20 protein-coding genes are annotated in these 20,668 nt (G+C 63.3%); 11 read left to right on the forward strand and 9 right to left on the reverse strand.

Going from position 1 to position 20,668, the window contains the following annotated elements; translation table 11 throughout:
* The first annotated feature begins 1 nt into the window (after position 1).
* The 3 genes from urtC to urtE are packed head-to-tail and all read left to right on the forward strand — an operon-like array spanning position 2 to position 2,602.
* Positions 2-1,165 (forward strand): urea ABC transporter permease subunit UrtC, encoded by a 1,164-nt coding sequence (gene urtC / locus HEP69_RS01720; protein WP_290556785.1) that lies wholly within the window; start codon positions 2-4, stop codon positions 1,163-1,165.
* Complete coding sequence (gene urtD, locus HEP69_RS01725) at positions 1,165-1,914, forward strand: urea ABC transporter ATP-binding protein UrtD (protein ID WP_290556786.1); 750 nt, start codon at positions 1,165-1,167, stop codon at positions 1,912-1,914. The genes urtC and urtD overlap by 1 nt, the downstream gene beginning before the upstream one ends.
* Positions 1,907-2,602, forward strand: a complete 696-nt coding sequence (urtE, locus tag HEP69_RS01730; protein WP_290556787.1) for an urea ABC transporter ATP-binding subunit UrtE — start codon at positions 1,907-1,909, stop codon at positions 2,600-2,602. Before urtD ends, urtE begins: the two co-directional genes overlap by 8 nt.
* Before the next feature lie 172 nt (positions 2,603-2,774).
* Here urtE and HEP69_RS01735 read toward each other — a convergent pair whose 3' ends face one another.
* The 4 genes from HEP69_RS01735 to HEP69_RS01750 all read right to left on the reverse strand — a co-directional run bounded on the left by HEP69_RS01735 (position 2,775) and on the right by HEP69_RS01750 (position 6,821).
* Complete coding sequence (locus HEP69_RS01735) at positions 2,775-3,194, reverse strand: thioesterase family protein (protein WP_290556788.1); 420 nt, start codon at positions 3,192-3,194, stop codon at positions 2,775-2,777.
* A gap of 11 nt (positions 3,195-3,205) precedes the next feature.
* Positions 3,206-4,675 (reverse strand): carboxypeptidase M32, encoded by a 1,470-nt coding sequence (locus HEP69_RS01740; RefSeq protein ID WP_290556789.1) that lies wholly within the window; start codon positions 4,673-4,675, stop codon positions 3,206-3,208.
* 3 nt (positions 4,676-4,678) lie between these two features.
* Positions 4,679-6,001: a COX15/CtaA family protein gene (locus tag HEP69_RS01745; RefSeq protein ID WP_290556790.1), complete on the reverse strand. Its 1,323-nt coding sequence runs from the start codon at positions 5,999-6,001 to the stop codon at positions 4,679-4,681.
* Between the two features lie 73 nt (positions 6,002-6,074).
* Positions 6,075-6,821, reverse strand: coding sequence for an RNA methyltransferase (locus tag HEP69_RS01750; protein WP_290556791.1), 747 nt, complete (start codon positions 6,819-6,821; stop codon positions 6,075-6,077).
* 134 nt (positions 6,822-6,955) lie between these two features.
* On the opposite strand from HEP69_RS01750, the gene HEP69_RS01755 reads away from it, so the two are divergent.
* Positions 6,956-7,576 (forward strand): thiamine phosphate synthase, encoded by a 621-nt coding sequence (locus HEP69_RS01755; protein ID WP_290556792.1) that lies wholly within the window; start codon positions 6,956-6,958, stop codon positions 7,574-7,576.
* 65 nt (positions 7,577-7,641) lie between these two features.
* Here HEP69_RS01755 and HEP69_RS01760 read toward each other — a convergent pair whose 3' ends face one another.
* Complete coding sequence (locus tag HEP69_RS01760) at positions 7,642-8,736, reverse strand: HupE/UreJ family protein (protein WP_290556916.1); 1,095 nt, start codon at positions 8,734-8,736, stop codon at positions 7,642-7,644.
* A 28-nt stretch (positions 8,737-8,764) separates the two neighbouring features.
* Between HEP69_RS01760 and HEP69_RS01765 the strand changes: the two genes are divergently transcribed.
* From HEP69_RS01765 to HEP69_RS01780, 4 genes are all read left to right on the forward strand, one after another.
* On the forward strand, positions 8,765-9,574 hold the full coding sequence (locus HEP69_RS01765; RefSeq protein ID WP_290556793.1) for a DUF4198 domain-containing protein: 810 nt from the start codon (positions 8,765-8,767) through the stop codon (positions 9,572-9,574).
* A gap of 37 nt (positions 9,575-9,611) precedes the next feature.
* Positions 9,612-10,508, forward strand: coding sequence for a PfkB family carbohydrate kinase (locus HEP69_RS01770; protein WP_290556794.1), 897 nt, complete (start codon positions 9,612-9,614; stop codon positions 10,506-10,508).
* Positions 10,505-11,413 (forward strand): pseudouridine-5'-phosphate glycosidase, encoded by a 909-nt coding sequence (locus HEP69_RS01775; protein ID WP_290556795.1) that lies wholly within the window; start codon positions 10,505-10,507, stop codon positions 11,411-11,413. The genes HEP69_RS01770 and HEP69_RS01775 overlap by 4 nt, the downstream gene beginning before the upstream one ends.
* An 87-nt stretch (positions 11,414-11,500) precedes the next feature.
* Positions 11,501-12,184, forward strand: coding sequence for a DUF502 domain-containing protein (locus tag HEP69_RS01780; protein ID WP_290556796.1), 684 nt, complete (start codon positions 11,501-11,503; stop codon positions 12,182-12,184).
* Positions 12,185-12,348: 164 nt separating this feature from the next.
* Here HEP69_RS01780 and HEP69_RS01785 read toward each other — a convergent pair whose 3' ends face one another.
* On the reverse strand, positions 12,349-13,719 hold the full coding sequence (locus HEP69_RS01785; RefSeq protein ID WP_290556797.1) for a class II 3-deoxy-7-phosphoheptulonate synthase: 1,371 nt from the start codon (positions 13,717-13,719) through the stop codon (positions 12,349-12,351).
* A gap of 171 nt (positions 13,720-13,890) precedes the next feature.
* Between HEP69_RS01785 and HEP69_RS01790 the strand changes: the two genes are divergently transcribed.
* The 3 genes from HEP69_RS01790 to HEP69_RS01800 all read left to right on the forward strand — a co-directional run bounded on the left by HEP69_RS01790 (position 13,891) and on the right by HEP69_RS01800 (position 17,017).
* Positions 13,891-14,895, forward strand: coding sequence for a GlxA family transcriptional regulator (locus HEP69_RS01790; RefSeq protein ID WP_290556917.1), 1,005 nt, complete (start codon positions 13,891-13,893; stop codon positions 14,893-14,895).
* 59 nt (positions 14,896-14,954) lie between these two features.
* Entirely contained in the window at positions 14,955-15,614 is a 660-nt protein-coding gene (locus HEP69_RS01795) for a LysE family translocator (RefSeq protein WP_290556798.1), read from the forward strand.
* 233 nt (positions 15,615-15,847) lie between these two features.
* Complete coding sequence (locus HEP69_RS01800; protein ID WP_290556799.1) at positions 15,848-17,017, forward strand: benzoate/H(+) symporter BenE family transporter; 1,170 nt, start codon at positions 15,848-15,850, stop codon at positions 17,015-17,017.
* A 107-nt stretch (positions 17,018-17,124) separates the two neighbouring features.
* Here HEP69_RS01800 and HEP69_RS01805 read toward each other — a convergent pair whose 3' ends face one another.
* The 3 genes from HEP69_RS01805 to HEP69_RS01815 form a co-directional block, all read right to left on the reverse strand.
* A complete protein-coding gene (locus HEP69_RS01805) occupies positions 17,125-17,940 on the reverse strand; it encodes an endonuclease/exonuclease/phosphatase family protein (protein ID WP_290556800.1) in 816 nt (271 codons plus the stop codon).
* Positions 17,941-18,040: 100 nt separating this feature from the next.
* Positions 18,041-19,009, reverse strand: a complete 969-nt coding sequence (lipA, locus tag HEP69_RS01810) for a lipoyl synthase (RefSeq protein ID WP_290556801.1) — start codon at positions 19,007-19,009, stop codon at positions 18,041-18,043.
* 327 nt (positions 19,010-19,336) lie between these two features.
* Entirely contained in the window at positions 19,337-20,473 is a 1,137-nt protein-coding gene (locus tag HEP69_RS01815) for a DUF6456 domain-containing protein (protein ID WP_290556802.1), read from the reverse strand.
* Positions 20,474-20,668 lie beyond the last annotated feature (195 nt).

A 20,668-nucleotide genomic window follows, 5' to 3' on the forward strand; every position in this document is an offset into this window, starting at 1 on the left:
CATGAGACATTCCTTCATCGCCCAAAACCCGTCGGTGCTATGGTTTCTTCTGGCACTGTCCCTCTTTACGCTGGGCGTCACGGTATTGTCCGAAGCCGCCGGCGTTGCGGTGATTTCCACAAGCTTTGTCAAAACCCTGGGCAAGACGCTGTGCCTGTGCCTGATCGCGGTCGCGATGGATGTCGTCTGGGGCTATTGCGGTATCCTCAGCCTGGGACATTTCGCGTTCTTCGGGCTGGGCGGCTATGCCATCGGCATGTGGCTGATGTATGCACGCACCGAAGCCATTGTGCTTGATGCGCTGGCGCAGCAGCCGCTCCCGCCGACGCCGCAGGAGGTGTCCGATGCCATCGGAAACCAGATATTCGGGGTCGTGGGCAGCTCTGAGTTTCCGTGGATCTGGGCCTTTGCCGACACCCTTTATCTGCAACTGCTGATGATCGTCGTCATTCCCGGGTTGCTCGCTCTTGTCTTTGGTTGGCTGGCTTTCCGCTCGCGGGTCACTGGCGTCTATCTGTCGATCCTGACACAGGCCATGACCCTCGCGCTGTCGCTCTATCTGTTCCAGAACGACAGCGGCTTGCGCGGCAATAACGGCCTTTCGGGGCTGCAGAATATCCCCGGCTACGAGGACACGTCTCAGGCGGTGATCTCCATCGTCTTTCTCTGGGCGTCTGCGCTTGCTTTGGGTGCAGGCTATGTCTTTTTCGCCTGGGTGGTGTCGGGGAAGATGGGCAGTGTGATCAAAGGGATCCGCGACAATGAGGCCCGCGTGCGGTTTCTGGGCTACCGGGTAGAAAGCTATAAGCTGTTCATCTTCACGATCACCGCGATTGTCTCGGCCATCGCGGGGGCGCTCTATTATCCGCAGGCGGGTATCATCAACCCCGGCGAAATCGCCCCGATCGCCTCGATCTATCTGGCGGTCTGGGTGGCCATCGGCGGACGCGGGCGGCTTTATGGCGCGGTGATCGGGGCGGCTTTCGTGTCGCTTTTGTCCAGCTGGTTCACTGGCGGCGGCGCGCCTGCGGTCCCGTTGGGGTTCTACACCATTCAATGGACCGACTGGTGGCTGGTGCTGCTGGGTTTGTCCTTTGTGGCGGTAACACTCTTTTTCCCCAAAGGGATCGGCGGACTCTTTGATTATCTGGTGAGGAAGCCATGATGAACACGCTTTTGGAAGTTTCCGGCGTTTCGGTCACCTTTGACGGGTTTCGTGCGATCAACAACCTGTCGATCCAGTTCGCCGAGGCGGAATTGCGCGCCATTATCGGCCCGAACGGAGCGGGCAAGACGACCTTTATGGATATCGTTACAGGCAAAACCAAGCCCGACGAAGGGCGCGTGATCTGGGGGGAGCGGAACATCTCGCTTCTGGGCCTGTCCGAGAGCGACATCGCCATCCAGGGGATCGGGCGCAAATTCCAGAAACCCACGGTGTTCGAGGCGCAAACGGTGCGGCAAAACCTGGCCATGGCGTTGAAGAACCCGCGCAGCCCCTTTGCGGTCCTGATGCACAAAAGAACGCAGGCAAATGCCGCCCGTATCGACGCAATCGCTGAGCAGATCGGCCTGCTGGACAGTCTGACGCGCATCGCCGGTGAGCTGAGCCACGGCCAGAAACAATGGCTTGAGATCGGCATGTTGCTGGCACAGGAGCCGCGATTGCTGCTGATCGACGAACCGGCCGCCGGAATGACGGCGGAGGAACGCGAAAAGACAACCGACATCCTGCGCGAGGCCGCGCGAACCCGTGCGGTGGTCGTCGTCGAGCACGACATGGAGTTTGTCCGGCGCCTGGGCTGCAAAGTGACCGTGCTGCACGAGGGCGCCGTTCTGGCCGAAGGCAGCCTCGACAGCGTCACCGCCAATCAAAAGGTCATCGACGTGTATCTGGGGCGCGAGCATGCTTGAAGTGAGATCGCTGAGCCTGAATTACGGCCAGAGCCAGATCCTGTTCGATCTTTCGCTTGACGCCGCGGTCGGCGAAATCACCGCCGTCATGGGCAATAACGGTGTGGGCAAGACCAGCCTGCTCAAAGCGGTTGGCGGACGGCATCCGTTTGCTCGGGGCACACTCCGCGCCGACGGCCGCGCGCTCAACCGACCGACCGCATTCACTGCCGCCCGCGCCGGCATCGCCTACGTGCCGCAGGGGCGCGAGATCTTCCCGATGATGAGCGTGTTGGAGAACCTTGAAACCGGGTTTGCCTGTCTTCCACAATCCGACCACGCCATACCGGACAGTGTCTTCGAGCTTTTCCCGGTGTTGCAGGAGATGCGGGCCCGCCGTGGCGGTGATCTGTCGGGGGGGCAACAGCAACAGCTTGCCATCGCCCGGGCGCTGATCACGCGCCCAAAGGTTCTTTTGCTGGATGAACCAACCGAAGGGATACAGCCGAATGTGATCCAACAGATTGGCAATGCCCTGGAAACCTTGAGAAAAGCCGGCACTATGGCAATCGTGCTGGTTGAACAGAACGCCGATTTCGCGTTTCGCCTGGCGGACCGGATTTACGTCATGGAACGCGGTCGCATAAAACGGGGTGTCGCCAAAAGCGCATATTCCAAAGCGGAACTGCTTGAGGACCTGTCACTCTGAGCCGAAAGCAGACCGCCAATCGCACAATGCAAACGAGGGCCGCGCGCAAAGACAGGCCAGCACCGGCGGAAACGCTGCGGGCAGCCTCCGGGGCCAGAACCTGGGTCAACACCGACAGATCAAAGCGGCCCATTCCGATCCTGGGACCAGCCGGTGCGGTCGGCACCGCAAATCAGTCCGGAGGCCGGACCAGCGCCTCAAGCGCGGCTTTCACATCCTCGGGCCAAGGAATGGAGACATGCTTGTCCAGATCCGAGGCCGCCAGAACCTGCGTGCTGGCCCATCGCTTTTGTCCCTTGCAGCTGATCTCATGACGCAGCGTGACCGAAGAGCGGCCGACCTTCAGAACGGTGACGGCGAATTCCAGCTCTTCGCCGAAAAAGGACGGGCTGGAAAAGTCGCTGGAGATATGGACCGTGGGCGTCCCCCAGCGCTCCTCCCAGATGATCTTGTGCCAGGGCCAGCCCAGGTGCAGCCAGAACTCCTCGTTTACACCGTTGAGGATATTGAGATAGCTGGGGAAATAGGCGGTGCCCGAGATGTCGCAATCGCCGAAATTCAGCATACGCTTGGTGCGAAAAGGAATGTCCATGTACAGGGCCTTCAAAGGGTGTAGAGCGCGCCGAATTTGGCTTCGAGATAGTCGAGAAGCGGCGCCTCGGCCGGGGCGATGCCGCTGGCTTTCTCAATGATTTCACGCGGGGCATAAAGCCCGCCATGGCGTTGCAGGTTCACCCGCAGCCACCCGGTTGCATTCTCCAGCACCCCTTGCGCCAGTTGCGCATCAAGATCGGGCAACGCCGTGCGCAACGCACGGTTCAGGCACCCGGCATAGACATTGCCCAGGCTATAGGTCGGGAAATAGCCGAAAAGCCCCACCGACCAATGCACATCCTGCAACACCCCGTTGGAGGGCTTGTCCACCGCATAGCCGAAATCGGCGGCAAATCGGTCGTTCCAGGCGGTTTGCAGATCGGACACGTCCAGATCACCCGCCATCAGAGCGCGCTCCAGATCGAAGCGCAGCATGATGTGCAGGTTATACTGCACCTCATCGGCCTCGGTGCGGATATAGCCGTTTTGTACGCGGTTCACGGCGGCATAGAACGCATCGGGGCTGGCAACCCCGATATCGCCGAACATCCCCGTCATCTGGTCAAAGAGCCATCCGGTAAAGGCCCGGCTGCGACCCAGCTGGTTCTCATAGATCCGGCTTTGGCTTTCATGCACGCCCATCGAGACGCCCTGCCCCAGCGGGGTCAACGCGTAAGCCGGATCGATCCCCTGTTCATAGGCCGCGTGACCCACCTCATGGATGGTCGAGTAAATGCAGTTGAACGGGTCCTCCTCGCTGGTGCGGGTGGTGATGCGCACATCCGCGCCCGAGCCTGAGCTGAACGGATGCACCGCCTTGTCCACCCGGCCCCGGCCCATGTCATAGCCAAAGACCCGCGCCAGGTGCCGCGTCAGCTTCATCTGCTTGCCCGCCGGAAAACTGCCCGAAAGGCCCGCCGGTTGCGGCTGGTCGAGGATCGCCGCGCGCAAGGCAACCAGCCGGGGGCGCATCGCGTCAAAGATCGCGGCGATCTCGGCGGCGGTGGTGCCCGGCTCGTAATCGGCCAGCATCGCGTCATAGATATCGCCGCCACCCGCCAGCGCCGCCCCCTCCTCGCGTTTGAGCGAGACGATCTCCTCAAGGACCGGTGCAAAGGCGTCCCAATCCTCATCCGCGCGGGCCGCGGCCCAGTGGCCCTGCGCCTCGGAGGTGCGCTGCGCCAGCTTGGTCGCAAGCGCCTCGGGCACCTTGCTGGCCCGCTCAAAGCTGCGGCGGATTTCGCGGATCTGCGCGCGGGCCACCTCATCTTGGGGCTTTGCGGCCTCCAGCCAGTCGCCTACGCGCGGGTCGGTGCGACGCGCATGCAGGATCGCGGCCATGGCGGCCATCTCCTCACCCCGCTGGGCGGCGGCGCCGCGCGGCATCATGGTTTCCTGGTCCCAGCCCAACCGACCCGAGATCTGGGCAAGGGCTTCGGTCTGGCGCTGATACGCCATCAGGTCGTCATAGGCTGTCATGTCTCAGGCGTCCTTGATCGAGGTGGCAATGGGATAGGCCGACAAAAACCGCGCGCGCAGGATCAACACCCACAGGAGCACGGCCAAGAGCTGATGCAGGATCGCGATCTGCCACGGCGCGGCATAGAGCACCGTAACAATACCCAGCACGATCTGGAGCGCCAGCGCACACATCACCGCGTCAAAGGCAAAGCGCGTCCTGGGATGAGCCGATCTGCGCCCCCTGAGCCAGACGATGATGCCAAAGACCAGCAGCAGATACCCGGCAACACGGTGAATGAACTGCACCAGCCCTGGGCTTTCGAACACATTGCGCCAGAGCGGCTCCAGCACCAGCGCGCTTTGGGGAAAGATCGCGCCACCCATCAGCGGCCAGTCGGTGTAACTGCGTCCGGCATCGATGCCTGCAACCAGCGCGCCGATCAGGATCTGCAAAAACGCGAAATGCATCAGCCCGGTCGCCATGGAAAACGACTTGGCCTCCTTGGCGCGGCGGGCCTGCATCAGGTCCCGCTCGGGCCTGCCCAGCAGAAAGATGTACCAGGCGATAAAACCCAGGATGACAAAGGCCAGGCCCAGATGCGTGGCCAGCCGGTACGAGGCCACATCGACCACACTTTCGCCGCTGGTCACGCCAGAGGCGACCATCCACCAGCCGATCGCCCCTTGCAGCCCGCCGAGCAGACCAAGAAACAACAGCCGCGCGGCCCAACCGGGGCTTTTGTGAACCATGAACCAAATCAGCGAAGCGATGAAGACGCTCAGCCCTGCAAGTTCGATCACCTGGGCAGGATCGTCGGCAAGCAGACCCCGCATACGGGCAACCTCTGCCGCGATGGTGACAGTGGACGCGGCGATGGCCACCATCAACGGACGCAACCCATCGCGCCCGGACGGGATCCTGCGCGCGATCAAAAATCCGAAAAATCCGATGGCCCAGACCAGACCGACCAGACGTCCCAGTTGCCGGTGGCCCCATTCCCACCAGTAGATGACCTTGAAATCCTCCAATGTCATCCACTGGTTCTGGATCCGCCATTCGTCGATCTGCTGGTAAAGCGCGAATTCACGTGCCCAGTCCTGCGCGCTGAGCGGCGGGATCGCCCCGGTCAGCGGGCGCCATTCGGTGATCGAGAGACCGCTATCGGTCAGGCGGGTCAGCCCGCCCACCGCAATCATCGCCACCACCAGCGTGAAAAGCGCCATCAGCCATGCTCGGATCGCGCCGCGCGCGCCCCCCCGGCCCCGGTCAATCAGTCCTGGCTTGACCCTGGATTTCCGCGTGGGTTCCGAGACTTCCTCGAATATGTTGCGCTTGCTGCTCATGACGGGCGAACCTTCGTGTGATCGTCTTGGCGCAGACCCTAGTGCTGCGGGTCGGCGGCGTCCAGCGCAGGCCTTACTCGCCACGCTCCTTCCAGCGGACCATCTGTCGCAGAACCCCGTGCAGCATCTGCACATCCGCCCGCGTGAGGGGCATCCGGCTCCAGAGGTTGCGCAGGTTGCGTTTCATCCCCTCGGCCTTGTGTTCTGGGAAAAAGAACCCGGCCCGGTCCAGGCGCGCCTCGTAATGGGCGGCAAGGCTCTCGGTATCCTGACCGGTCGCCCAGTCCGATCCGGCCAGTTCGGTCACCTCATGTTCGATCTGTGCGGTCTGGCGGCGCCATTCATAACCCGTCAGAAGCACACATTGCGCAAGGTTGAGCGACGGAAACTCCGGGTTGACCGGCACCGAGATGATCGCATTGGCCCGCGCGATATCGTCGTTTTCCAGCCCGGCCCGTTCCGGGCCAAACAGGACGGCAACCTTTTGGCCTTGCGCGAGTTTGCCGACGGTGACCTCCATCGCGCGTTCCGGGCTGAAAACCGGTTTGGTCAGATCCCGCTGACGCGCGGTTGTGGCAAAGACATAGGTGCACTGGGCAACCGCCTCGGCAGTGGTGTCGTAAATCTCCGCCTCATCCAGAAGACGTCCCGCGCCGCTGGCCATCACGACGGCCTTTTGGTTGGGCCAACCATCGCGCGGATCGACCAGCCGCATCCGGTCAAGGCCGAAATTCCACATCGCACGGGCCGCCGCCCCGATATTTTCGCCCATTTGAGGGCGGACCAGGACAAAGGATGGTTGCAGGCCAGGCGTGGGCATGACGATCTCCGCTCTCATTCGCGCGCCCGGTCTATGCGGGCGCAGGGGCCAAGGCAAGGCCTGCGCGCGGGGGCATTTTCATCGCGTGGACAATGGTCTAAAGCGGCACTGCAGCCACAGACAGGACCCGCCCGATGGAGAGCCCAGAACAGCCACAGATCTATCTGATCAGCCCGACGGACTTTGAGCTGAGCTGGTTTCCCGACGCGCTGGCGCGGGTGCTGGACGGATATCCGATTGCCTGCCTGCGCCTGGATCTGGCGACACGGGACGAAGACCGCATCGCGCGCGCCGCGGATGCCTGCCGCGAGGTGGCGCATGCCCGCGATGTGGCCCTGGTGATTGCCGATCATGTGATCCTGGCGGACCGGCTGGGGCTCGATGGGGTGCATCTCGGCGACGGGGCACGTCCGGTGCGCGAGGCCCGCAAGACGCTGGGGGCCGAGGCGATCGTTGGCAGCTATTGCGGCACCTCGCGCCATGACGGGATGACCGCCGGAGAGGCCGGGGCGGATTACGTCAGCTTTGGTCCTGTGGGCCTCAGCGCGCTGGGCGATGGACATGTGGCGGGACGACAGATCTTTGAGTGGTGGTCGGAGATGATCGAACTGCCGGTGGTGGCCGAAGGGGCGCTGGACACCGATCTGGTGGCGGAGCTGGCACCGTATACGGATTTCTTTGGCGTTGGCGAGGAGATCTGGCGCGCGGACGACCCGCTGGAGGCGCTCAAGACACTCTTGGCCCCTGCGCGCTGAGCACGGGCAAAGGGTCCCAGAATTTGATAAATTCTGGCCATTTTCTGTGTCAGAAAATGCGCGGGTTAGAAAAACACCCGTTCTAGAAACCAATAGGCGCCGACCGTGGCAATCCCAACAGAGGCAGGCATCGCGATCCGCACACGGTACCAGGGCTTTGTCCCGAACCAGGCGCCCACCGCCAGAAACGCAATCGCGATCACGGTCAACTGCCCCAGTTCGACCCCGACATTGAATCCGATCAGCGCGGGCACGAACTGCCCCGCCGGTAATCCGAACTCCTCAAGCACACTGGCGAAACCCAGCCCGTGCAACAGCCCAAAGCCGAAGATCACCACCGGGCGCCAGGGGCTGAGCCCTTTGGCAAAAAGGTTCTCGACCGCCACATAGACGATGGACGCCGCAATCAGCGGCTCCACGATGGATCCCGGGATGCTCACAATCCCCAACGCGCCCAGGGCCAGCGTTACGGTATGGGCCAAGGTAAAGGCGCTCACCTGCCAGATCAGTGGCGCCAGCCGCGTGCTGAGGAAAAAGAGCCCCAGAACAAACAAGATATGATCCAGGCCCTTGGGCAGGATATGATCGAACCCCACCGGGATATAGGCGGCAAGGGTCTGCCACCCGCCCCGGGCCGCCCCACCGGCCAGCGGGATCGGCTCGGTCACGGCCCCACCTTCGAGATAGCCTGTATAAGGCGCCTCGACACCTTGCTGGCGAAGCACGATGTCGCCCGCGCCGTCGGGCCAGCGCAACACCAGCGTGCGGGCCCCATCTGGCACGACACCGGTGAAAAAGAGATGCGAGGCCCGTGGCAGGTCGGGGTTGCCCACAACCGGGATCTCCACCCGGTCAAGACGCAGCGCGACCGGCCCGTTCGCCTCGACCGACAGCTGCGGCAACCAGGCCTCGACAAAGGCGCGCACCTCAGGGCCAAGCGCCTCCGGCTCCAGCACGCGCAAGCCGTCATAGGCATCCGAAAGCGCGCTGTCATTGGTGTTGGCCATCCCGTCCAGGTCGATCCCGGCGACGAACGCCTCTACATTCATCCGCAGATCGAGCGTCAGGATCCCGTCCCGTGTCACGAAATCACCGATGGTCGGTGTGACCTCATGGGCGGCTGCCGCCGCCGACCAGAGCATCAACCAGAGGCTTGACATCGCCGCCACAACACGCAGCCTGCCCCTTATGCGCCTCGTACCCATTGTTCGCCCCCTGCTTGCCGCCGCCCTGTGCTGTGCGGTGCTTCCCGTCTTTGCCCATGAATTCTGGATCGCGCCCGATCGCTATCGGATCGCCCCGGGCGATCCCCTCACGGCGCAGTTCAAGAATGGCGAAAACTTTGACGGGATCAACCTGGGATTTTTCGACCGCCGGTCGGTCCGGTTCGATCTGATCCAGGGCGGCAGCGTCCAGACCCTCCGGCCCCGGATCGGCAGTATCCCGGCGCTGGACCGATCCGCCCCTCACCATGACGGTCTGATGGTGCTGGCGCATGAAACGGCGCCCCAGACCATCACCTATTCAAGCTGGGAGACGTTTCAGCGCTTTGCCGATCACAAGGGGTTTGCGGATATCCGGGCGCGGCATCTGGCGCGGGGCCTGCCGCTCGATGGCTTTACCGAACGCTATACCCGACACGTCAAGGCCCTGATCGGCGTCGGCAGCGGCCTGGGCAGCGACAGCGCGCTGGGGCTTGAGACCGAGTTTGTCGTATTGCGAAATCCCTATACGGATGACCTCTCAGCCGGGCTGCCTGTGCAGCTTTTCTATCAGGGCGCACCGCGATCCGGTGCCCAGATCGAACTGTTCGCCCGGGCGCCGGACGGCACAGTCACCGTTACGACCCATCGCACGGACGACAAAGGTCAGGCCAGGCTCCCGGTGCGCGCGGGCCATGTCTATCTTCTGGACGCCGTGATGCTGCGAGACAGCGCAGATGCGGAAAACGCCGTCTGGGACACCCTGTGGGCCGCGCTGACATTCGCGGTGCCTTGACCTTGCGCCTTACCCCCGTTGCCGTCACAAAGGCGGCATGAACGCACCGCCCCAAATCCTGTGTATCGGATCTGTCCTTTGGGACGTGGTCGGTCGATCGGCCAGCCATATGCGGCAAGGCTCGGACGTGCCGGGCCGCATCACTCGGCTGCCCGGCGGGGTGGCGATGAACATCGCCATGACGCTTGCGCGATTTGGGATGCGCCCGACGCTGCTCACTGCCATTGGCCGGGATGCCGAAGGCGACGAACTGATCGCGGCCTGCGCGCGGATGGGCATGGATGTGGATCACCTCTATCGCTCCGACGATTTGCCGACGGACCGCTATATGGCGGTCGAAGGCGCCAATGGCCTGATCGCCGCCATCGCCGATGCGCATTCTCTGGAGGCGGCGGGCGCCAAGATCCTGCATCCTCTGCGGGGCGGGGCACTGGGGGGGACGGACGCCCCCTTTTCGGGGCCCGTCGCCGTTGACGGCAACCTCACCCAGTCCCTGCTGGAAGAAATCGCGCGTGACCCTGCATTTTCCAAGGCAGATCTGCGGGTCGCACCGGCGTCCCCCGGCAAGGCCGAACGGCTTCTGCCATTCGTCAACCACGGGCGCGGCACGATCTATGTCAATCTCGAAGAAGCCGGGATTTTGTGCCAGACCAGCTTCGCGCGCTCAGATGAGGCTGCCCAGGCGCTGCTCGCCCGCGGTGCTGCCCGCGTGCTGGTAACCAACGGCGGAGCGTTGGCCAGCGAGGTGTCGCAAGGCCAAAGCCCGATCTCTCAGATGCCGCCCGACGTTCTGGTGACCCGCGTCACCGGGGCGGGCGATACCTTCATGGCGGCCCATATCGCGGCCGAATGCACAGGTGCCGATCGCGAGACGGCGATGTCCCGTGCGCTCCATGCCGCTGCCGCTTATGTCTCCGGAGAAACGCCCCTGTGATCACCCCGGTCTATTCCCAGGAGGTCGCTGCCGCGCGCGCCTCCGGTGCCGCGCTGGTGGCACTTGAAAGCACGATCATCACCCACGGCATGCCCTATCCGCAAAATGTCGAGGTGGCCCGTTCGGTCGAGGCGGACATCCGCGCCGAAGGCGCCATACCGGCAACACTCGCGGTCCTGGAGGGCGCCCTGCATGTCGGCCTTTCGGATGGGCAGCTGGAGACCTTGGGTCAGACGCGTTCGGCTGCGAAACTCAGCCGGGCGGACGTGGCCGTGTGCCTCGCGACCGGCGGGACCGGATCAACCACCGTTGCCGCAACGATGATCGGCGCGCATCTGGCGGGGATCGAAGTCTTTGCCACCGGAGGTATCGGCGGGGTCCATCAAGGGGCGGAGCTGAGCTTTGACGTCTCGGCCGATTTGCAGGAACTGGCGCAAACCCCGGTGACGGTGGTGGCGGCCGGGGCCAAGGCCATTCTGGATCTGCCGAAAACCCTCGAAGTGCTGGAAACGCTCGGCGTGCCGGTGATCGCGGTCGGTCAGGATGGTTTTCCCGCCTTTTGGTCGCGCCAGTCCGGCCTCAGCGCACCGCTGCGTCTGGACACCCCTCAAGAGATTGCGACGGCACATACCATGCGGCGCAGGCTGGGCCTGCCCGGTGGACAGCTGATCGCCAACCCGATCCCGGTGGCCGATGAGATCGCAGCCGCCACGCTGGCGCCAATCATCGCCACCGCGCAGCACGATGCCACGCGCGATGGCATCACCGGCAAGGCAGTCACACCCTATCTGCTGCAACGGATATATGAGCTTACCGACGGCCAGTCGCTCAGGGCCAATATCGCACTGGCCCGCAACAATGCCCGTTTGGCGGCCCGGATTGCCCAAGCTTTGGGCAGGAACTGAAACGCCGACCGGGTCAGACTCCCGGCAGGCATTGTGGCGCCGGTAGAAAGTGCCTAATTTCTACTTGGAACGTCCCTTGGAAGACCGATGAACACCCCATTTGATGAAGACACTCCACCCCGGCGGCCCGGCCTTTTGGCAGGTCTCAGGGCTTCGTTCCTGACCGGATTGATTGTGATCGCGCCGATCGGCCTGACGGTCTGGCTGATCTGGACGGTGGTCGGCTGGATCGACGGGTTCGTCCTGCCCCTGGTGCCCTATAACTTCCGCCCCGAGCAATATGTCGGCATCAACCTGCGCGGGGTCGGGGTCATTATCTTTCTGATCTTTACCGTGATCGTGGGCTGGATCGCCAAAGGCCTGATCGGCCGGTCCCTGATCCGCTGGGCGGAAAGCATCGTCGAGCGCACACCCGTCGTCCGCTCCATTTACTCAGGCATAAAGCAGATCGCCGAAACGGTATTCGCGCAGTCCGAACGCTCCTTTGAGAATGCGTGCCTGATCCAGTACCCACGGCAGGGGATCTGGGCAATCGGATTCATCTCGACCGACACCCGGGGCGAGGTCGCGCAAAAGGCGGATGCACAAAATGGCATGGTTTCGGTCTTTGTCCCCACCACGCCGAACCCGACCTCGGGCTTTTTGCTGTTCTTTCCCAAAGAGGATGTGATCGAGCTTGATATGAGCATCGAGGAAGCCGCGAAACTGGTGATCTCGGCCGGTCTCGTCTATCCCAATGATAAAGACCCGAAACTTCCGCCGAAACCCTAAGTGTTGCCAGACTGAGCGCCTGCGGCGCGCCGGTTTCATACATGCGAGGCTCTGCCTCGCGCTCCGGGATATTTCCAGCCAGAAGAAACAACAAGACAGCCCCCGGCTTCTTCTGGCTTTAAATATCCCCGGGGGGCCAGGGGGCAGAGCCCCCGGATCCGCGATCAGCCAACCGCGCGGTCATTGGCGTTATTGCGCCGCTGCGTCAGCTCTTCGGCCACCAGAAACGCCAGTTCCAGCGACTGGCTGGCATTCAGGCGCGGATCGCAGGCGGTGTGATACCGGTCGCTGAGATCTTCATCGGTGACCGCGTGAATACCGCCCGTGCATTCGGTCACATCTTGGCCGGTCATCTCGAAATGGACCCCGCCCGGCACCGAGCCTTCGGCCGCATGAACGGCAAAGAACTCGCGCACCTCGCGCAGGACGGACTCGAACGGCCGGGTCTTGTAGCCCGATGAGGATTTGATCGTGTTGCCGTGCATCGGATCGCAGGTCCAGACCACATTGGCGCCCTCTTCGGCCACCGTGCGGATCAGGCGCGGCAGATGCTCTCCCACACTGCCCGCGCCAAACCGCGCGATCAGGGTCAGACGGCCTGCCTCGTTTTCCGGGTTGAGCCTGGCCAGCAGGATCTTGAGATCCTCCGTTGTCATCGACGGCCCACATTTCAGACCGATGGGGTTCAACACACCACGCGCGAACTCCACATGCGCGCCATCGGGCTGGCGTGTGCGATCGCCGATCCAGATCATGTGACCCGATCCCGCCAGCCAGTTGCCCGAAGTAGAATCGAGGCGGGTCAACGCCTCCTCATATTCCAGAAGCAAGCTCTCGTGGCTGGTATAGAACTCCACGGTTGAAAACTCATGGGTCGTCTCCGCGGTGATCCCGGCGGCGGACATGAAATCGATCGTGTCCTGAATGCGCCGCGCCAGCTCGTGATAGCGCTCGGTCTTGTCGCCATCGGCAAACCCCAGCGTCCAGGAATGCACGCGGTTCATATCCGCAAAGCCGCCTGTCGAAAACGCCCGCAGCAGGTTCAGCGTCGCCGCCGCCTGGGTATAGGCTTGCAGCATTCGCGCGGGGTCCGGGATGCGTGCCTCGGCGGTAAAGGCCAACTCGTTGATGATATCGCCGCGATAGCTGGGCAGTTCGACCCCCTCGATCACCTCGGTCGGCGCGCTGCGCGGCTTGGCGAACTGGCCCGCCATGCGCCCGACCTTGATCACCGGCACCTTGGCGCCATAGGTCAGCACCATCGCCATCTGCAACATCACCTTGAACGTGTCGCGGATACCATCCGCGCTGAACTGCTCAAAGCTTTCGGCACAATCGCCACCCTGCAGCAAAAAAGCCTCTCCGCGCGACGCGGCACCCAGCTGCGCCTTGAGCCGCCGCGCCTCGCCCGCAAAGACAAGCGGGGGGTACTTGGCAAGCTGGCTTTCAACCCCGGCCAAAGCGGCGGCGTCCACATAGTCCGGCATCTGTACCCGGGGCTTGGCGCGCCAGTCGGATTTCTGCCAGTCGCTCATCGTGATGATCTCCGTAGGACGTCTCGTCAGGAAGCTTGCTTATACGAAAGGCGCAGCGGCCTGACCAGACATCATTTGCGGCCTCTTGACGCGGAAAATGAACCGTGAGCAAGGTTGCACGGCTGCACCGACCCGGCACGCCACGACATGAAACTTGAGGACGGCCTCGCCATGCACGCCCAACGCCATACGGTCGACATCCTCGATCCCCCTGCAAAGCCCCGGCGGTTTGTCTTCGTCCTTCTCGAAAACTTTACGATGCTCTGTTTCGCATCCGCGCTCGAGAGCCTGCGCATCGCCAATCGGATGGCCGGGGTGTCGCTTTACAGTTGGCACCTGGCGGGTGAAGGGGGCGAGATGGTCTCGTCCTCCTCCGGGACCGAGTTCAAACTGGACAGCGGCCTGGTTGAGCTTGGGCGGGACGACACGGTGATGATCTGCGGCGGCATCCATGTGCAGCAGGCCACCACCCGACCGGTGCTGAACTGGATCCGCCGCGAGGCGCGCAAGGGGCTCAAGATGGTTGGCCTCTGCACCGCCGGCTATGCGCTGGCCAAGGCCGGGCTGCTGGATGGCAAGAAGGCCACAATTCACTGGGAAAACCAGGACAGTTTTGCCGAAGAGTTCCAGGAAGTTGAGCTGACCAAATCGGTTTTCGTGATCGACGGCAACCGCATGACCACCGCCGGGGGCACCTCGTCGATCGACCTGATGCTCAAGATCATCGCCGACGATTATGGCGAAGACCTGGCCAACGCGGTGGCCGATCAGCTGATCTATTCCTCGATCCGTACAGATCAGGACACCCAGCGCCTGAGCGTGCCCACCCGGATCGGGGTGCGCCATCCCAAACTCAGCCAGGTCATCCAGATGATGGAGGCCAATATCGAAGAGCCGATCAGCCCCTCGATGCTGGCCAAGCAGGTGGGCATGTCGACCCGCCAGCTCGAACGCCTGTTCCGGCGCTATCTCAACCGCAGCCCGAAACGGTATTACATGGAGCTGCGCCTGCAAAAAGCGCGCAACCTGCTGATGCAGACCGACATGAGTGTGATCAACGTGGCGCTGGCCTGCGGCTTTGCGTCGCCCAGCCATTTCTCCAAATGCTACCGCGCGCATTACGACACCACCCCTTACCGTGAACGCGGCAGCCACGCGGCGCGGCTGTCGATCTAAGCCTTGACCCACGGGCGGCGAGATGACGCCCTCGGGGATCTGCCCCCCCATGCTAGGCCTTGACAGCGCTGACCCGGAGCCCTGTCGATGCCACCCCCAGACCTGCTTATCGCCTTTTTGGGTGCAACCTTGATCTTTGCGCTGATCCCCGGCCGGGCATGATCTATATGGCCGTTCAGACCCTGGCCCATGGGGCGCGGGCGGGATGGCTGAGTTCGGCCGCGTTTCACCTCGCTTCGTATCTGCATATCTTGCTGGCGGCCTTTGGGGTCGCTGTCTTGATCAAGGCCGCGCCTGCCCTAGTATTGGGGATCAAACTGGTTGGCGCGGGATATCTGATCTGGATGGGGATCCGGCTGGTGATCAGGCGACCCGCTCCGCGCGCCATTCCAGGATCACCGCCGGTCCCCGACGCGTCCCAGGCGTTTCGCGACAGCCTGATCGTCGAGGGGCTGAATCCCAAATCGGCGCTTTTTTACCTAGCGTTCCTGCCGCAGTTTGCCACGCCGGATGGCGCCTTTCCGATCTGGCTCCAGCTTATCGTTCTGGGCACCATGGCAAATCTGCTGTTCAGCCTGACGGATGTGTTTTGCATTCTGGCGGCCCGCGCTGTGAAGGTCTGGGCCGCGCCCAGGGCACAGCTTACTCGCCTGGGCCGGTGGTTGGGCGGGCTTGTGTTGATCGCGATGGGCCTGCGGCTGGGCGGCGAGAGTATCTGACAATTGGAGGGTGTCATCGCTGTGCACGTGAGATTGACGGCCCCGTCATCTGGGCCCAGAAGGCTTGGATCACCTAAAAGATCGGATGGCATCCAATGCATAATGCCCCGGCTCGGAAGACCGGACAGAGACCGCACGAGGTGCGACGTGGCAGCCTTGACATCGGCACTGGAAGAATCCGCCCTGCTTTGAGAGTGTCGCATGGCGTGCAAGATCGACTAAGAAGGCTTCCCATGTTCCGTGACCTTACCGTGCCCGCCCTCTATATGGGTCTGCTGGCGGCTTTTGTCGGTTATGCCGCCTCCTTCGCGATCGTACTGGCAGGCATCACCGCGATGGGAGCCAGCCCCGCACAGGCGGCGACCGGGCTTTTCTTTGCCACCCTTGGCATGGGCCTTTGCAGCGTCTGGCTTCCGGCGGTCACCCGCATTCCGGCCGCGGTGGCCTGGTCGACGCCGGGAGCGGCTTTTCTGGCTTCGACCGCAGCCCTTCCGGGTGGGTTCGCCGAGGCCGTTGGTGCGCTGATCGTCTGTGCGGCGTTGATCGTGATCACCGGGTTTGTCCCCGCCCTGGGACGGATCGTCGCGGCGATCCCGAAACCTATCGCCAATGGCCTGTTGGCGGGGGTCCTTTTGAAACTGTGCTTCGCGCCCGCGCTGGCTTTGGGGACGATCCCCCTTCTGGTGCTGCCGGTCCTGATCGCATGGTTGGTCGGGCTGGCCTGGACCCGGCTTGCCGCGATGCCCTTCGCGGTGATCGCATTTCTGGGCGTCCTGTTCGTGACCACGGACCTGTCGGCAATGGCTCAGGCGGGAGGCGCCGTCTGGTTTCCCGAACTCGCGGTCGTGACCCCAGCCTTCTCACTGCAATCGGTGATCTCGCTTGCGCTGCCGCTCTATCTGGTGACCATGGCGGGACAGAACATCCCCGGTTTCGCGGTGCTTGAGCTGAACGGCTACACGGTGGCGCGGCAACCGCTGATCCGCAAGACCGGGCTGGTCAGCCTTGCCATTGCACCGTTCGGAGCGATCCCGGTCAACATGTCCGCGATCACAGCCGCGATGATGGCCGGCGAGGATGCCGGGCGCGATCCCGCCAGGCGCTATTGGGCCGCGATCACGTCGGGGCTGGCCTATACCACGCTGGCCTTTGCCGCAGGCGCTGTGGCGTCTCTGGCCAGCCTGGCGCCGGCGGCACTGATAACAGCCGTGGCGGGGCTGGCGCTGATCCCGGCCTTTGTCGGCGCGACCGCTGCGGCCTTCGGCGACCCGCGCCAGTTGGAGGCACCTGCGATGACCTTTCTGATCGCGGCCAGCGGAATGACCCTCTTTGGGATCGGCGGCGCGGTCTGGGGTCTTGTGGTTGGCGCGCTGATCTGGATCGTGAAAGACCTGCGCGGATAGGCAGATGAGATATCCCTTGGTTTGGGTGTCACCGGCTCGGCGGCGGGCACCCTGCACGGGCCCTCTTGACCGCCACGCCAACGCAGCCCAATGAACCGGCCCTGATCCTAAAGGCCGCGCAGCTCGAAGATCAGCGGCGCGTGGTCCGAATAGGACGTGATCCACGCATCTGCGTCAGCGGCCTCGGCCCAGCCCGCGACCCGCACGGTCGCCCCCTGCCCCTGATCCGCGAAATCGAGGTTCGGTGTGGCATAGACATGGTCGAGATCCGCCGGAGGATAGCTGCTGGCGGAGCCATTGTTGAAGGTATGCGGATGCGTCTTGGTCTGGCGGAGCAAATCGCGCGCGGCCAGGATGCGGTCCAGGCGCGCAATCTCCTCGTCTCCCGTCATATCGGCATCCGAATAGGTCATGTTCAGACCCATCGTGTTCAGATCGCCCAGCAGGATGAACTTGCCCTGCCCGTCCGAGGCCCGGTCAATCGCCTTTTTCAGTCCACGCACCTTATCGAACATCGCATCCCGCAGGCCGAACCCTTCGGGGCTGGGCAGGCTCTTGAGGTGCGAAAAGAGGAGCGACAGCGTCTCCTCCCCCGGGGTGGTCACAGACAAAAGCGCCGCAGGGCGCAGATTGGGGTTGGAGCGCTTGAACTCATTGCGCTGGGTGAAAAAGGCGGTCAGCCCGCCGCGCACGCCGATCAGGATCTCCTGCACCTGTGTGCCTTCTGTCACCGAAAAGGTATATCCGGGAAACCGGGCCGTGAACTCGGTAAAGACGCTGGCACCCGAGACTTCCATCAGGGCGAATATGTCCGGGTCTTCGCCCGCGATCAGATCGGCCACGCGAGCGACACGGTCGGCACGCGCCCCGCGCCCCTTGCCGGTAAAATGCTCGACGTTCCAGAACAGAATGCGCAGATCCATGGCGGCCTCCTTGGGGTCAAACCGGCAAACGATGACCCCAGCTTAGCCCGGAACGGCAGCACGCCCCATTCCGGTATACCTTACCCCCACCTGCGTCGCGTCAGGCCAGGCCCAGCTTTGCCTGGCGCGCCGCCCGCAGACGGGCAAAGTCATCGCCCGCGTGATAGGAGGACCGCGTCAAAGGCGTGGCCGAAACCATCAGGAACCCTTTGCCAAAGGCAGCCGTTTCATAGGCCTTGAACTCGTCCGGTGTGACAAACCGGTCAACCCGGTGGTGTTTCGGGGTTGGCTGCAAGTACTGGCCAATGGTCAGAAAATCGATATCGGCGGCGCGCATGTCATCCATCACCGCATGCACGGCCTGTTTGTCCTCGCCCAGACCCACCATGATCCCGGATTTGGTGAACATCGACGGATCAAGCTCCTTGACCCGTTGAAGCAGGCGCAGGGAGTGGAAATAGCGCGCCCCGGGGCGCACTTCGGGGTAAAGACCCGGCACGGTCTCAAGGTTGTGATTGAAGACATCCGGGCGCGCTTCGACCACGATCTCCAGAACCGCCGGGTCGCATTTGATGAAATCCGGCGTCAGAATCTCGATCGTGGTCTTGGGGCTGCGGTGCCGGATCGCGCGAATGGTCTGGGCAAAATGGTCCGCTCCGCCATCCTCGATATCGTCGCGGTCCACGGATGTGATCACCACATGGTTCAGACCCAGCTTTTCGACCGCATGGGCGACACGGCCAGGCTCGAACGCATCCAGCGCCTCGGGCGGTTTGCCGGTGGCGATGTTGCAGAAGGTGCACGCGCGGGTACAGACCTCGCCCATGATCATCATCGTGGCGTGGCCCTGGCTCCAGCATTCGCCGACATTGGGGCAACCGGCCTCCTCGCAGACCGTGACCAGCTTGTTCTCGCGCATGATCTTGTGGGTTTCGGCATAGCCTTTGCCGCCCGGCGCGCGCACCCGGATCCAGTCGGGTTTCTTGGGCTGGGGGTTGTCGGGCCTGCGGGCCTTTTCAGGATGACGCTCTGCGGGGATTTTCAGATCGCGCTGCTTGAGTTCGGACACGGGGGCTGGCCTTGCATTGGTCGGGACATCGATGCCCCTAACATAGCCTGACTGTGCGGCAATCACCAGCGGCGCATGGCCGCTATGCACGCACCGGGCGCGCCTGCCGGGTCCGGCTGACATGGTCGGGGGGCGTCTCCCGCCGACGGTTCGGAGGCAGCGTTGCCGCCCCGGAGCGTTTCAGCAGGCGGAGTGGCCCGTGTCGACGCCGGATCGCCGGGCAGGTGCTGCGCGCAAGATTGCGGCGGCGCCGATATAAGGCGCCGGGGGCACACCCGGTCCCGATGGCGATCTCAGTCGTCGGAACCGCGATCCCGACAGCAGACCTCAGCCGATCATCTGGTCCTGTCGGCTGAGCGTCGCGTAGTGGCGTTTTAGCCGCTGCAAGGCGATGCGCAGCACGATCTTGCCAGACCGGGCCGACCATCCCATCCGCTTTTCCGCCATCTCCAGCCCTTCCAGAAAGCAACAGCAGCGCAGCGCAACGTCCGACAGACCGGGCCCGAGCTCCTGGAGCGCGCGCAGCACACGGTCCTGGGCCGAGCAGGCGCCAAGCTCTGGCAGGCCGCTGCCCACAACCAGGCCGCCAACACCACCGTTAAGGAGTTTTTCCCAGTTCTGACCGGTGCCCGGCCCAAGCTGCGACAGTTCGAAATCCTCCCGCAGCCGCTCACCTGCGGCAACCAGGCTATCGGCCAGAAACGGCTGACCATCGCGATCCTTGCGCCGCGCCAACGCGCTGAGCGGGCTTTCGGCCGCAGCATAGCGGCTGCGCTTGGCCGGTGATATGTCCCCGGCGGGCTCGGCCGCGGTGAAGCCCGCGGCTGTCTCGGCAAAACCGGCCGGGTTTGCGACCTGGCGGCTTTCGGCCTCGGCCATCATGCGGTTGAGCGCGCCGCGCCCGGCCTGAGTGATCGTATACCGCGCGATCCGGCCCTGGGACTGGCAAGCGATCCATTCGTTGAGCGCCATGGCCCGGGCCACCCCCCGATCCACCACCGCCGTGCGGGCCGGTGCCACCCCTGGCGCATCGCGCACCACAACCGCTTTGTCCATATCGGCCGCAAGGGCCAGAACCGCCCCGCTTTCGCACAGCCGACGCAGCACGCGGGGCGCTTCGCGCGCCAGCGTGGCGTCGCTGGGAAGCTCTTCGGTCTCGACGATCCGTATAGTGTCGGTGCTTGTCATGTCAGATACCCTTTCTTGCGTGGCGCGTGCCTTGCGGTCCGCAAGGTTGAGCGCGCGATTGACAACACATCGGCCCAGCGATTTCAGCGCTTCGTCCACCAGCGGATCGTCCCGCCGCATTTCCACGCGCCGGATCTGGCGCAGAATGGTCGAGGGGTGGCAGTCTTCGATCCGCGCAAGCTGCCTGATGGAGCGTCCCGCAACAGTGTGGGCCAGATATCGCACGGATTGATCCGTGGCCCAGCCGGGCATGTTCGTATCTGCCAAAATCTTCAAACGTCTTCCCTCGTCCGACGGACCATATCTGCGTGATCTTCGCCGCTTGTTTCTCCTCGGAGTGCATTGGTTACTCAAAAGTAAAACGAACCGATATCCATATCATTGTTTCCAAAAGGTAAACGGATATGAACGGCGCGCGCGGTGATTTACACCTTTGCGCAACACCCGGCCCAGTTGTGTAAATTTACGCTG

It is taken from the genome of Aestuariivita sp. (assembly GCF_021404545.1).
In the GTDB taxonomy this organism is placed as follows: domain Bacteria; phylum Pseudomonadota; class Alphaproteobacteria; order Rhodobacterales; family Rhodobacteraceae; genus Aestuariivita.